Annotated in this window: 10 protein-coding genes and 1 pseudogene; 6 read left to right on the forward strand and 5 right to left on the reverse strand. The window is 61.9% G+C overall.

The genetic code is table 11. The annotated features are described in order from the left end of the window. A pseudogene (locus tag V7773_RS05120) lies at positions 1–249 on the reverse strand (outer membrane protein assembly factor BamA); the annotation flags it as partial. Positions 250–474: 225 nt separating this feature from the next. On the opposite strand from V7773_RS05120, the gene V7773_RS05125 reads away from it, so the two are divergent. From V7773_RS05125 to V7773_RS05135, 3 genes are all read left to right on the forward strand, one after another. Next, the gene (locus V7773_RS05125; RefSeq protein ID WP_063320425.1) at positions 475–1,158 is read left to right on the forward strand and encodes a response regulator transcription factor; all 684 of its coding nucleotides are present in this window, start codon (positions 475–477) and stop codon (positions 1,156–1,158) included. Next, the gene (locus V7773_RS05130) at positions 1,155–2,417 is read left to right on the forward strand and encodes a HAMP domain-containing sensor histidine kinase (RefSeq protein WP_336072538.1); all 1,263 of its coding nucleotides are present in this window, start codon (positions 1,155–1,157) and stop codon (positions 2,415–2,417) included. Before V7773_RS05125 ends, V7773_RS05130 begins: the two co-directional genes overlap by 4 nt. A gap of 107 nt (positions 2,418–2,524) precedes the next feature. Next, positions 2,525–2,974: a hypothetical protein gene (locus tag V7773_RS05135; protein ID WP_336072539.1), complete on the forward strand. Its 450-nt coding sequence runs from the start codon at positions 2,525–2,527 to the stop codon at positions 2,972–2,974. Between the two features lie 21 nt (positions 2,975–2,995). Here the strand turns inward: V7773_RS05135 and V7773_RS05140 are convergent, their stop codons facing one another. Continuing rightward, positions 2,996–3,679: a response regulator gene (locus tag V7773_RS05140; protein WP_336072540.1), complete on the reverse strand. Its 684-nt coding sequence runs from the start codon at positions 3,677–3,679 to the stop codon at positions 2,996–2,998. 2 nt (positions 3,680–3,681) lie between these two features. After that, on the reverse strand, positions 3,682–5,100 hold the full coding sequence (baeS, locus tag V7773_RS05145) for a sensor histidine kinase efflux regulator BaeS (RefSeq protein WP_336072541.1): 1,419 nt from the start codon (positions 5,098–5,100) through the stop codon (positions 3,682–3,684). A gap of 112 nt (positions 5,101–5,212) precedes the next feature. Here baeS and V7773_RS05150 point away from each other — a divergent pair, with 112 nt between their 5' ends. Genes V7773_RS05150 through V7773_RS05160 form a run of 3 tightly spaced genes read left to right on the forward strand, consistent with a single transcriptional unit; the run spans position 5,213 to position 10,949 of the window. Then, on the forward strand, positions 5,213–6,406 hold the full coding sequence (locus V7773_RS05150; protein WP_336072542.1) for an efflux RND transporter periplasmic adaptor subunit: 1,194 nt from the start codon (positions 5,213–5,215) through the stop codon (positions 6,404–6,406). 2 nt (positions 6,407–6,408) lie between these two features. Next, on the forward strand, positions 6,409–9,555 hold the full coding sequence (locus tag V7773_RS05155) for an efflux RND transporter permease subunit (RefSeq protein WP_336072543.1): 3,147 nt from the start codon (positions 6,409–6,411) through the stop codon (positions 9,553–9,555). Beyond that, positions 9,552–10,949 (forward strand): efflux transporter outer membrane subunit, encoded by a 1,398-nt coding sequence (locus V7773_RS05160; RefSeq protein WP_336072544.1) that lies wholly within the window; start codon positions 9,552–9,554, stop codon positions 10,947–10,949. Before V7773_RS05155 ends, V7773_RS05160 begins: the two co-directional genes overlap by 4 nt. A gap of 242 nt (positions 10,950–11,191) precedes the next feature. On the opposite strand, the gene V7773_RS05165 is transcribed toward V7773_RS05160, so the two are convergent. Together V7773_RS05165 and V7773_RS05170 are read right to left on the reverse strand one after the other, a co-directional pair. Continuing rightward, the gene (locus tag V7773_RS05165) at positions 11,192–12,190 is read right to left on the reverse strand and encodes a helix-turn-helix domain-containing protein (RefSeq protein WP_063320433.1); all 999 of its coding nucleotides are present in this window, start codon (positions 12,188–12,190) and stop codon (positions 11,192–11,194) included. Between the two features lie 88 nt (positions 12,191–12,278). Next, positions 12,279–13,757, reverse strand: coding sequence for an aldehyde dehydrogenase family protein (locus V7773_RS05170; protein ID WP_336072545.1), 1,479 nt, complete (start codon positions 13,755–13,757; stop codon positions 12,279–12,281). Between the last annotated feature and the right edge of the window lie 8 nt (positions 13,758–13,765).

Consider the following 13,765-nt stretch of genomic DNA (forward strand, 5'->3'; position numbering starts at 1 on the left):
CACATCACCGTCGTGTCCCAGTTGAATGTCCTGGAAAAAACCGGTCTTGAACAGCGCACGCGTGGACTCCACCAGGCGCCGCTCATCCGCGTTATCACCGACGTTCAACGGCAAGGCACCGAAGACACTGCCAGCGGAAACGCGCTGGAGGCCGTTGATACGAATATCGGAAATCTTGAAGCCTTGGGCGTGGGCAAGTGTGACATTGAGCAGCAGTGCAGCCGAGCAGAGCAGGCGCGAAAAATTCATCAAGATCTTATCCAGGACACATCGACAGGTGGTGTAGGTGGACGCGGATATCTCACCGCAAGACGAGACACCGCGGGAGCGAGCGGGCTGGTGGCGAGCAAGCATAAAAGTTCGCTGCGTTTGGTGCGGTTAACCCAATGTCAAGTTAGGTAAAGGTTGGCCTGCGGCGATGACGGTGCGCGGCACACGGGCGATAATGGGCCGACACCTACTCAAGAGCGCCCCATGATCTCTGTATTGCTAGTCGACGATGACCAGGAACTGACGGGAATGCTCAGCCAATACCTGGAGCGCGAAGGCTTTGAGGCGACTGCCGTGCACACGGGGGAGGAAGGCGAGGTGCAAGCGCTGTCCGGTCGCTATAGCATCGTGGTGCTGGACGTGATGCTGCCGCGGTTGTCGGGTATCGAGGTGCTCAGGCGCATTCGGGCCGTGAGCCAGGTGCCGGTGGTGTTGCTGACAGCTCGTGGCGACAACATCGACAAGATCACCGGCCTGGAGCTGGGCGCCGATGACTATGTGCCCAAGCCCAGTTCGCCGGGGGAGCTGGTGGCGCGTTTGCGGGCGATCATGCGCCGGGTGCAGCCAGCGGATCGGCCATCCAGCGAAGTGATCAGGACCGGGCCGCTGGTCCTGTGGCCCGGCAAGCGCCAGGCGCTCTGGCAGGGGCGCGAGCTGGGGGTGACCAGCACCGAGTTCAGTTTGCTCGAGGAACTGGCCCGCTGTGCCGGGCAAGTGGTGAGCAAACAGAACCTGTCGCTCAATGCCCTGGGTTGTCCCTTGACTCGCTATGACCGGCGCATCGATGTGCACATCAGCAGCATTCGCCACAAGCTGGGACCGCGCCCCGATGCCAAGGCCTGGATCCAGAGCGTGCGGGGCCTCGGTTACCTGTTGATCGTCGAATGATGAAGCCCAGCCGGCTGTTCTGGAAACTGTTCCTGGCGTTCTGGCTCGCCACCAGTTTGACGTTTCTGGTCGGGTTGGGCCTCTTGGTCATGGGCAGTTCCAGGCCGGGTGATCCTCATCTGGAAACGGTCCTTGCTACAGAAGAGCAGCTATTGCGACAGTTTGGCATCGAGTCGGGCCGGCAACTGCTGGCGGTGTGGGAACACCCGGATGACCAGGCCGTTGGCGTCTATGACAGCGCAGGTCAGCTGTTGGCCGGCACGCCAGTGCCGCAACCGGCCTACGAGCGATCGATCATCGGCAAGGACGGCATCGTGCTGTCGCTCAAGTCATCCCATCCCCTGGACAAAAAAGGCGACAGAGGGCCGAGTCACTGGACGCCGTTGATCATCGGTACGGTCATGAGTGCGCTGTTCAGCGGTTACATGGCGTTCTACCTGGCATGGCCGCTGGCCTATCTTCGACGCGCCATGAGTGACGTGGCCCAGGGGCGCTTCGAGACCCGGGTCAAGCCGATCATGGGGGCGCGACGTGATGAGATCGTCGATCTGGCCGAAGACTGCGACCGAATGGCCAACCAGTTGAAGCTGTTGGTAGACGCCCAGCAACACTTGCTGCACGACATCTCCCACGAATTGCGCTCACCGCTGACCCGCATGCAAGCGGCCATCGGGCTGCTGCAGCAAGATCCAGCTCGCCTGGAAATGGTGGAACGCATCGACCGTGAGTCGGTGCGCATGGACACGCTGATCGAGGCGTTGTTGACCCTGGCACGCCTGCAGGGGCGACCGGAGAGTATCGAGCGCGAACCAATCGATGTGGTCGAGTTGCTGTCGGTGATCGTCGAGGACGCCCGATTCGAAGCGCAAATGAAAGGCTGCCAGGTCACCTTGCAGGCGTGCCCGGCGTTTGTCAGTCGGGTCAGCGGTGAGCTGTTGTATCGGTGTTTCGAGAACGTCATTCGAAACGCGGTGCGTCATACCCGGCCAAACACCACGGTGATGGTCGTGGCGAAGGTCAATGGCGTCGCAGATGGCTTGACGGTGCAGATCAGCGATCAGGGCGCGGGTGTTGAACATTCGCGACTACAGAGCATCTTCAACCCGTTCGAACGTGGCTTGAACGAAGTCAGTGCCGGCTTCGGCCTGGGCCTGGCCATTGCCTCAAGGTCCGTGGAAATACACGGTGGCACCATCCTGGCGCGCAACGAGTCGTCCGGTGGGCTGACGGTGGAAATCAGCTTGCCTCGTAGGGGGTGATCTTTACACGATATTACATTGGCTTGACGGCCCTGTACGCCCCGCCTCAGTAGACTTTGCGCTCAAACTTACTCAGCGTTTGCTGGTGTTTCAGCGTGGAGGTGCTCATGTTTCTGGTTCATAAGAAGGGTTTCGTTCCCGGCAAGAGAATGGTCGACGGTCTGGTGCCTTATGACTTCTTCTGCGAAGACAATCCGAGCCTTAACCTGTTTGTCTTCACCGGTTCCGCCACCCCGGGCAAGGTGGTCGAGGAACAGACACTCTGGGGATTTACCCGTCTTGAGCGTTTTGAAGCACTGAGCGGCACCCTGGTGTCGAACAAAAAGCAGAAGGGCTGGTTCCAGAAAGTCAATGTACTCACCGGCCCGGCCCAGAACGGCACGCAAGGCGTGAAGTTCCAGCGGGTGCTGAAAATCATCAAGCACACCGATGCATCGAGCCGGATCGCCAGCAAGGCCGACTACGAGATCCAGACAGACGAAGGCGACACCTACTTCACTCGTCGGCCTGCTGGGGGTGACAGTGCGCAAACCGTTATCTATTCGGCAGAACAATAAGCTCGATTTCAACGCGACGCTTCAGGATTCGCCGAGCTGAAACCGATAACCCACGCCATACAACGACTCGATCGGCTGCTCTCCTGGGCAAGCCTGTTCGAGCTTGCGCCGCAGATTACGGATATGGCTATCGACGGTGCGATCAGTGACCACCCGATGATCGGAATAGATCCGATTGAGCAATTGATCCCGGGAAAACACTCGCCCCGGGGACTGGGCCAGTGTACTGAGCAGGCGCAGTTCCAAGGGCGTCAGGTCCAGGGCGATGCCATCGAGTGACGCCTGGTAGCGGTCTTCGTCAATCAGCAGCCGGGCTGGCGCGGTGACGAGAAGTCGCGGGCTGCGCCGCAGGATCGCCTTGACCCTGGCTACCACTTCACGCGGGCTGAAGGGTTTGCAGATGTAATCGTCGGCCCCCAGGTCCAACCCGAGCAGGCGATCGACTTCCTCCACGCGGGCGGTGATCATGATGATCGGCACGGCGCTGAAGCTGCGCAGCTCCTGGCACACTTGCAGGCCGTCGCGCCCTGGCAGCATCAGGTCGAGCAGGATCAACCGCGGCTCGCTGGCCCGTACCGCTGGCACCACTTGAAGGCCATTGTCCAGGCACTGGGTCGCATAGCCGGCGGCGATCAGGTAGTCGCGCATCAATGCGGCCAGCTTGGGTTCGTCTTCGACGATCAGGATCGGGCTGTCATGGGTCATGTTCAGGCATTCCGTGGCAGGCGCAGGGTCAGCCAAAGGCCGCCCAACGGCGAGTGCTCGGCGCTGAGGCTGCCGCCATGGGCCAGGGCGATGCTGTGACAGATGGCCAGTCCCAGGCCGGCGCCGCCACTGGCGCGATTGCGTGAGGTTTCGCCGCGGTAAAAACGCTCGAACAGTCGCGGCAGTTGAACCGCATCGACCCCGGGGCCAGAGTCGAGAAAATCGATGCGTACGACGTCGTCCTCGCTGGCCGCACGAATGCGCAGCACGCCACCCTCGTCGGTATAACGCACCGCATTTTCCAGCAGATTGCCGAACAGTTGCTGCAGGCGCTTGGGGTCGGCTTCGACCTGCAGCGGCGTTGTCGGCAATTCCAGCTCCAAACGCAGATGCCGGGCATTGCAGCGCTCCTGGAACATCGCCACGCAACCGTCCAGCAGTTCGTTGAGATCGCATTCGCCCTTGCGGTAAGTCAGCGCGCCGACATCGGCCAGGGACAGTTCGTACAGATCGTCCACCAGTTTGCTGAGCATGCCGACTTCGCCTTGCAGCGATTTCATCGAGGACGGGTCGAGGGTGCGCACGCCGTCTTCGATGGCTTCCAGCTCGCCGCGCAATACCGACAACGGGGTGCGCAGTTCGTGGGACACATCGGCCATGAATTCCCTGCGCATTTTCTCGTTGCGTTCCAGCGTATGCGCCAGCTGGTTGAAGTCTCGGGCCAACTGACCGACTTCGTCATTGGATGCCACCGATACGCGGTTGCTGTATTCCCCGGCGGCCAACCGGTGCGTGGCGGCGGCCACCCGCTTGACCGGGTCAAGCAGGGTACGGGCGATCCACCAGGCAATCAGCATCGCCAACAGCAACGAGAGCACACCCACGGCCAGGCTGGTGCGCACCAGATACTGACGAAAGCGTTCACCGCCAGCCTCGGTCACGTTCTGGAACGGCGTCACCGCCAGCCAGCCGACGGTTTTGCCAGCGACCTCGATCGGGCGCATCAGGGCGTCGTTGGCAATCGCCGAGTAGCCCATGACCAACTGTTTCTGCTGATCCAGCAGAGCGATGCGAAACACCGCGCCGGTCAGGTCGGACATCGGCATGGGTGGGTGCTCTGGGTGGGTGGTGTTTTCGCCCGGTTCCGGACGCAGGAGCTCGAACCAGCGATCCGGCTGGTTGCGCAGGAATTCCCAGTCGCCTTCGCGCTCGTAGGCGCTGGCCAGGCGCGGCAGTACCGGCGTCATGCGCACCAGGGCCTGTTCGTTGAGGTAGTCCAGAAAGCCTTTGCCGAAGCTCCAGCCGTTGGCCACCCCCATGCTCAGGATGACGAACAGCACGCTGGCCAGTACGGCAATAAACAGCTTGGTGGAGATGCTCAGTTTCATGGGCTCGGGCAGTTCGATGAATGGCCCGACCATTTAGGCCCTGGTGCGATGAAGATTCAAGGGCGGCGGACAATCTTCAATTTTCCTGCACATTTGCCTCGCAGTATGGCGCCTGGCTTGAACCATCCGTCTTGCAGAGGCATTTATGTCGACCAAATTATTCGCCAAATCCCTGGTGACCGCCGCCATCCTGGTGTGCTTGATCGTTTTGTTCCTGTTGGGCGGTTGCTCCGGCGAATCGGCACCCACGCCCGAACCGCCCAAGGTCTCGGTGATCACCGTGCAGCCGCAAAGTCAGGCGCTGACCACTGAGCTGGCCGGACGCACCCAGGCGTTCATGGTCGCCGAGATACGCCCGCAGGTCGGCGGTATCGTCCAGCAGCGCCTGTTTGTCGAAGGGGCCGAGGTCAAGGCCGGACAGGCGCTGTATCAACTGGATGCTTCCTCTTACAAGGCCGCATTGGCTGAGGCCCAGGCGAACCTCGCCAAGGCACGCGCCACCTTGAAGTCGGCCCAGGCCACGGCCAAGCGTGACGCCCAGTTGGTAAAGATCGATGCCATCAGCCAGCAGGACAACGAGGACGCCCAGGCCAACCTGATGACCGCCGAAGCGGAAGTGCAAGTGGCCCAGGCCGATGTCGACACTGCACGCATCAACCTGGCGTATACCCGCATCAGTTCCCCCGTCAGTGGGCGCGTCGAAACCTCGACGGTCACGCCCGGCGCGCTGGTGGTGGCCAACCAGGACAGCGCACTGACCACCGTGCAGCAGTTGGACCCGATGTATGTAGACGTCACCCAGTCGACCACCGAACTGTTGCGGCTCAAGCGCGACTTGGCCAGCGGTGTGCTGCAGAGCAATGGTGAAGGTGAAGCGCGGATCCGCCTCAAGCTCGATGACGGCAGCACCTATGCCCATGAAGGTCGCTTGAAGTTCAGTGGGGTCAGCGTCAATGAGGGCACGGGCACGGTGACCCTGCGGGCGCAAATCGCCAACCCGGACCGCCTGTTGCTGCCGGGCATGTACGTGCGGGCGGTGCTGGAGCAGGCGCGGGATGACAAGGCCATCCTGATTCCACAGAAGGCGGTGACCCGCAGTGCCAGCGGTGCGACTTCGGTGCTGGTGGTGGTCGACGGCAAAGTCGAGCAGCGCATGCTGACCATCGACCGCGCCGTGGATAACCAGTGGTGGGTCACGGCGGGGCTGAACGCGGGAGACCAGGTGATTGTCGAGGGTGGGCAGAAGGTCCGGGTCGGTGAAACCGTCGTGGCACAGAATACCGGTACCCGCAGCCGTACTCAGAAAGCGACGCCTGTTGCCATCGCGCAGGAGGGCTGAACATGGCGCGCTTCTTTATCGACCGACCGATTTTCGCCTGGGTCATCGCCATCGTCATCATGCTCGCTGGCGCCTTGTCCATCAGCCAGTTGCCCCTGGAGCAGTACCCGGACATCGCGCCGCCAACGGTGCGCATTTCCGCGACCTACACCGGTGCCTCGGCCAAGACCGTCGAAGACTCGGTGACCCAGGTCATCGAACAGCAAATGAAGGGCCTGGACAACCTGACCTACATGTCGGCCTCCAGCAGCTCGGATGGCAGCGCCAGCATCAGCCTGACCTTCACCGCCGGTACCAACCCGGACGTGGCCCAGATGCAGGTGCAGAACAAGCTGCAACAGGCCGAGTCGAGGCTGCCGCAGTCGGTGCAGAGCGAGGGCCTGACCGTGACCAAGGGCGGTTCGGACTTCCTGATGATTGCCGCCCTGGCCTCCGACAATCCGAGCGTCAGCGGCACGCAGATCGGCGATTACATTTCCAGCACCTTGCTCGATTCCATCAGCCGCATCGACGGTGTCGGCGATGTGCAGACATTGGGCTCCGGCTATGCCATGCGCATCTGGCTGGACCCGGCCCTGCTGGAAAAATACGCGCTGATGCCTTCGGATGTCAGCACGGCCCTGGAGGCGCAGAACACCGAGGTTTCTGCCGGTCAGCTCGGCGCCATGCCGGCGGTGAAAGGTCAGCAGTTGAACGCCACCATCAGCGCCCGCAGCAAGCTGCAAACCGTCGAGGAGTTTCGCAATGTGGTGGTCAAGTCCACCAGCGACGGGGCGGTGGTGCTGCTTGGGGATGTGGCGCGGGTCGAATTGGGCAGTGAAAGCTACGATGTCAGCTCTGCCCTCAACGGCAAACCCGCTGCCGCCATGGGCGTCCAGCTCGCCGCCGGGGCCAACGCGCTTAGCGTCGGTGAGGCGGTGAAGGCCAAGCTCAAGGAGCTCGAGCCGTTCTATCCGACGGAGCTGCAACTCAAGAACGTGATTGCCTACGACACCACGCCCTTTGTCAGCCTGTCCATCGAAGAAGTGGTCAAGTCACTGGGTGAGGCGATTGTCCTGGTGGTGCTGATCATGTTCCTTTTCCTGCAGAACCTGCGGGCCACGTTGATCCCCGCGATCACGGTGCCGGTGGTGCTGCTGGGGACATTCGGCGTGCTGGCGCTGTTCGGTTATTCGATCAATACCCTGACCATGTTCGCCATGGTCCTGGCCATCGGCCTGTTGGTGGACGACGCGATTGTGGTGGTGGAGAACGTCGAGCGGGTAATGGGCGAGCAGGTGCTCTCGGCCCTGGACGCCACGCGCCAGTCGATGGATGAAATCACCAGCGCCCTGGTCGGCATCGCCCTGGTGCTCAGTGCGGTGTTCATTCCCATGGCGTTTTTTGGCGGCTCCACAGGCGTTATCTACCGGCAGTTTTCGGTCACCATCGTCTCGGCCATGGTGCTCTCGGTACTCGTCGCCATGACGCTGACGCCGGCATTGTGCGCGACCTTGCTCAAGCCGTCCGATGGTCAGGGCCATGGCGCTCAACGTGGATTCTTCGGCTGGTTCAACCGCACGTTCGAGCGTGCTGCCGAGGCCTATAAACGGCAGGTGGGGGGCATTTTGCAGCGCGGGCGCGTTGGCTGGCTGGTGTATGGGCTGGTGCTGCTGCTGATGGCCGTCGGATATTTCAGCCTGCCGACTTCGTTCCTGCCTGACGAAGACCAAGGCATTCTCATGGCCCAGGTGCAGCTACCCGTCGGGGCCACGGACAGCCGCACGCAAGCGGTGGTCAAGCAGTTCGAAAGCTACCTGCTCGAACAGCCGGAAGTCGAAGCACTGATCAGCATTTCCGGCCTGGGCATGAACGGCAACAGCCAGAACAGCGCCCGTGCCTTTATCCGGCTCAAGGACTGGAGCGAGCGCACGGGGGCGGGGCAGGATGCGGCGTCCTTCGCCCAGCGCGCGACTATGGCGCTGTCGAGCATCGGCGATGCCAATGTGTTCGTCATGCAACCGCCGGCCGTGCGCGGCCTGGGACAGACGTCCGGCTTCGACCTGCAACTCAAGGACCTCGCCGGCCTGGGGCATGACACGCTGGTGGCGGCACGGGAAAAACTCATCGAGCTGGCCAACCAGGACCCTCGCTTGCTCGGGGTACGCAGCAATGGCCTGGACGACGCGCCGCAGCTCAAGGTCAGCATCGATGATCGCAAGGCCGGGGCCTTGAGCCTGAGCACCAGCGACATCAACACCACGCTGTCCACGGCGTTGGGCGGCACTTATGTCAATGACTTCCTCAACCAGGGGCGGGTGAAGAAGGTCTACGTCCAGGGTGAGGCTGCGGCGCGGATGCAGGCGGCTGACCTGGAGCACTGGTTCGTGCGCAACAGCAACGATGAAATGGTGCCGTTTTCTTCGTTCGCCAGCAGTTCCTGGAGCTACGGTTCGCCGTTGCTGGAGCGCTACAACGGCAACGCCTCGCTGGAGGTGGTTGGCGATCCGGCGCCCGGCGTCAGTTCCGGGGACGCCATGGATGCGGTGCAAGCGCTGGTCAAACAATTGCCGGAGGGTATCGGCTACGAATGGACGGGGCAGTCCTATCAGTTGCGCCTTTCCGGTTCGCAGGCGCCGTTGCTGTACGGGATTTCGGTGCTGTTCGTGTTCCTCTGCCTCGCTGCGCTCTATGAGAGTTGGTCGGTGCCTTTCTCGGTGATGCTGGTGGTGCCGCTGGGGGTGGTGGGTGCGGTGCTGGCTACGCGTGTCAGTGGCTTGAGCAACGACGTGTATTTTCAGGTCGGGCTGTTGACCACCGTGGGATTGGCCGCCAAGAACGCCATTCTGATCGTCGAGTTCGCCAAGCACCTGCAAGAGCAGGGCAATAGCTTGCGCGAAGCGACATTGATCGCTGTGCGCCAACGCCTGCGGCCGATTCTCATGACGTCCCTGGCCTTCATGTTCGGCGTATTGCCCCTGGCCCTGAGTAGCGGTGCCGGTTCCGCCGGACGTCAGGCCATTGGTACCGGTGTGCTGGGCGGCATGTTGTCCGCCACGGTGTTGGGGATCTTCTTCGTTCCTTTGTTTTTTGTGCAGATTCGCCGACGTTTCGGTCGCGTTTCCACGGTTTCGACCTCTGTTCCATCCGCCCAGTCAGGTGATGCATGATCAAATTTCGCTGGCCATTGCTGGCCATCCTCACGCTGTTCGGTGGCTGCATGAATCTGGCGCCGCAGTATGAACGCCCTGAGGCGCCAGTCTCCGAGCAATGGCTGGCGGCGGCCAGCACGCCCAAGGGCGAGGTGAGTGCCGACATCGAGTGGCAGCACTTTTTCACCGACAGCCGCCTGGCGCGCTTGCAGTCCCTGGCGCTGAGCAACAACCGCGACCTGCGCCTGGCGGTCCTGAACGTTGAAAAGGCCCAGGCGCAGTACCGCATCCAGCGCGCCGAGTCCTTGCCTTCGATCGATGCGAGTGTCAGTGGCACTCACAGTCGCACGCCTGGCTCGTTGTCCAACACAGGCTCGGCGGCCACCACCCATGACTACAGTGCGCAACTGGGGTTGAGCAGTTATGAAGTGGATCTGTTCGGACGGGTGCAGAACCTTCAGGACGAAGCCCTGGAGGACTATCTGTCCCTGACCGAAACCCGACGCAGCACGCAGATCAGCCTGGTGGCCGAAGTGGCGACGGCCTGGCTGACCCTGGCGGCCGACAACGAGCGTCTGCACTTGGCGCAGGAGACCTTGCGCAGCCAGCAGGCGACCTACGAACTGACTCAACGCAGCCACGCCCTGGGCGGTTCCTCCGGTCTGTCCGTGGCCCAGGCGCAAACTACCGTGGAGTCGGCGCGGGTCGACGCAGCGGCGTATGAAAGCCAGATCCAGCAGGATCGCAACGCCCTGCGGCTGCTGGTGGGCAGCGACATCCCCGAAGAGTTGTTGCCGGGTGCTTACCTGGAATCGGCCGCGGCGCTGGTGCAGGTGCCGGCAGAGCTGCCTTCCAGCCTGTTGCAACGACGCCCCGATGTGCTGGCCGCCGAGCACACGCTCAAGTCGGCCAATATCGACATCGGTGCCGCCCGTGCGGCGTTCTTTCCCAGCATCAGCCTGACGGCCAATGCCGGTTCCTCAAGCTCGGCCCTGTCCGGTCTGTTCAAGTCCGGCAGTGGCGCCTGGACGTTTGCCCCGAGCATCAGCCTGCCGATCTTCGATGCCGGCAGTAACCGCGCGACGCTGGACTCGGCCAAGACCGAGCGCGAGATCCAGGTGCAGACCTACCAGCAAACACTGCAGAGCGCCTTCAAGGAAGTGGCCGATGCCCTGGCGGAGCGCAGCACGCTGGATCGCCGTATCGAGGCCCAACAGGCGTTGACTGACGCCAGCCGCAAGAGCTTCGAACTCTCCGACGCTTTGTACCGTGGTGGTTCGCAAAGCTATCTCGAAGCCCTCGACGCCCAGCGCTCTCTGTACAGCGCGCAGCAGGACCTGATCACCTTGCGCCTGACCGAGCAGAGCAACCGTGTGACGTTGTACAAGGTGATGGGCGGCGGCTGGAATTAAGGAGTGCTCTGGGAGGAGTACCTGTGAGAGCCAAGCCCCCTTGTGGGAGCCGAGCTTGCTCGCGATAGCGTCAGCAGATTCACCATCCCTGCCAACTGACTCACCGCCATCGCGAGCAAGCTCAGTTCCCACAGGAGATTTGTGGTGAACAGCGAATCCATGCCTCCCCGAACCGCCCTGTGGCAGTGAGCAGGCTCAGCTCCCACAGGGGATATGGTGAACCCAGATGAATTGGACCAGGCTCAAGCCGCCGTCGATTTTTCCCGGCTGTCACTCGCGGTGTCGCGGAACAGCCGGGGCGACATGCCGAACGTCGATTTGAAATGCCGGCTGAAGTGGGAGCTGCTGCCATAGCCCCAGGCGTAGGCGATCTCGGTGAGCGAGCGGTGGGCATGTTCCCGGTTGCGCAGGTCTTCGGCACAACGTGACAGGCGCCGCTGCCAGATGTATTCGCTGACACTGCACCCCAGTTCATCCTGGAAGGCGCGGTGCAGGCTGCGGACCGAGCACTGTTCGGCGTTGGCGATGCGTTCGATGGTCAGGTCGCGGTCGGCCAGGTGGCGTTCGATGTACGCCTTGAGGCGGTTCTGCTTGAAGAAGCGGAAGTCGTGTTCGAGTTGCTTTTCTTCCTGTTTGTTCTTCAGCGCGTTATCCAGCAGCCCGGTGATGCTGTCACCGATCAGCCCGGCCGAATGGTTGTTCAGCAAGGGGTACTGATTGTAGGCATCGCTGATCAGGTGCATGAGCATCCGCCCCAGTCCATTGCGACCGTTAAGGTGCATGTCGCCGGTTTGCGCCACCTGCCCGGATGCCCCTTGGAACAGCAGGATGAAATGTTCGCAACCTTGCGTGCTGGTCACATTGAAAGGTTTGCCGCAGTCCACCAGGAGCATTTCGTCAGGGGCCAGCACGCTGCTTTGCCGGCCCTGCTCGAAATGACTGACGCCAGCCACCTGCATGATCAACATGCGCGGCGTATCGAGGGCGTCGACCGCCTTGCTCAGGTGGCGCGAATATCGATGGGCGCTGGCGGTCATTCGACAGAAACGCAGCTGGCCCAGGTCCCCGTACTCCAGCCGACCCTGGAAATTGCTGTCATGCAACGGGTCGATGAACGTCGATTCCAGCCGTTTTATATAGTCCGGCGTACGCCCCAGGTGATCGCTCATGAACTCTTTCCATTTCATCAGGCGATCGGAGCGAACAACCTGATCGGTGGACACGCAGGCTAAATGGTTCATTTTTCGCCTCTATTTATTATTGTTTTCTGACGGATCGGGCAAAGGGGTCGATTTGCCCGATCCGGGCCTGATCAAGGGGGTCACAGACTCAGAACGGGTAGTGATGGCCTCCGGGCTGCCAGGTCACCCAATGGGCACGGGTAAACTCATCCAGGGCATAGTGACCGTTGAAGCGACCGAGGCCGGAATTTTTTTCACCACCGAACGGGGCATTGGGTTGGTCATCGACGGTGATGTCGTTGATATGGGTCATGCCCGCCACAATGCCACGGGCGAAGTTCAAGCCACGGGCCATGTCCCGGGTGAACACGGCGCTGGACAGGCCATACTCGCTGGCGTTCGCCAACGCCAATGCATGGGTTTCGTTTTCTGCGACCAGCAGCGGCAGCAGGGGGCCGAACGTTTCATCGCGGGCCAGTTCCTGATCGGCTCCTACTTCGCCGAACACATGGGCAGGCAGCACCAGCCCGGATGCGGGGCCGCCGCAAAGCTGCTTGAGGCCGGCACTCCGGGCGCCGTCGAGCTTGCGCAACAGGCCATCGAGCTGACTCTGATTGACCACTGGCCCGATCACCGTGTCTGCCTTGGTCGGATCACCCGTCTTGAGGTTGCGCACGCGCTCCACCACCAGCGACGCGAAATCGGCATACAGCGAGCGGTCGACGATCACTCGGTTGACGCTCATGCAGATCTGGCCCTGGTGCAGGAAACGCCCGACCACCGCAGCGTGCGCCGCAACGTCAATGTCGGCGTCATCCAGCACCACCAGCGGCGCATTGCCGCCCAGTTCCAGGGCCACGCGCTTGATGTATTTGCCACCGGTGGCAACACGGCCGACATTGCGTCCCACATCCGTCGAACCGGTGAAGGAAATCAGGCTCGGCACCGGGTGTTCGACAAAAGCATCGCCGATTTCCGAGCCCGCGCCGACCACCACGTTGAGCGAGCCCTCGGGGAAGCCGGCCTCTTCGAACAGGTGGGCAATCAGCAGGCCGCCGGTCACTGCTGTGTCGCTGGCGGGCTTGAGCACGATCGTGTTGCCCAGGGCGAGTGCCGGCACCACCGAGCGCATGCTCAGGTACAGCGGGAAATTCCATGGACTGATCACACCCACCACACCCAAGGGTTCACGGAAGACAAAGCTCTGTTCGCCGGGCTTGTAGCTGGTCAGGATCCGACCTTCGACCTTCATCGGCATCGTCGTGCATTCGCGCACCAGGTTAAGCGTGAACTGCCATTCCATGCTCGCCTTGATCCGGGTGCTGCCGGATTCGTGGATCAGCCAGTCGATGATTTCTTCGCGGCGGCTCTGGATGACCTGGGCGAGCTTTTCAAGTTGTGCGCCGCGCTGGGTGGGGTGCAGTTGTGCCCACGGTGCCTGCGCCTTTTGCGCCGCCTGATAGGCGTCGTCGAGATCGGCAATCGAGGCCAGGGGCATCTCCAGCAGTTGTTCGCCGTTGAAGGGGTTACGGTCGTCCAGGCGGCGTGCGGAGCGTCCTGCACGCCAGGTGCCGTTGATGTATTGGTCGCCGTTGATGGCGTAGGGCGCGAGCGGTTGAGTCGTCATGGTCTTTT

It is taken from the genome of Pseudomonas sp. 3JA, assembly GCF_036961705.1.
Classification (GTDB): domain Bacteria; phylum Pseudomonadota; class Gammaproteobacteria; order Pseudomonadales; family Pseudomonadaceae; genus Aquipseudomonas; species Aquipseudomonas fluorescens_Q.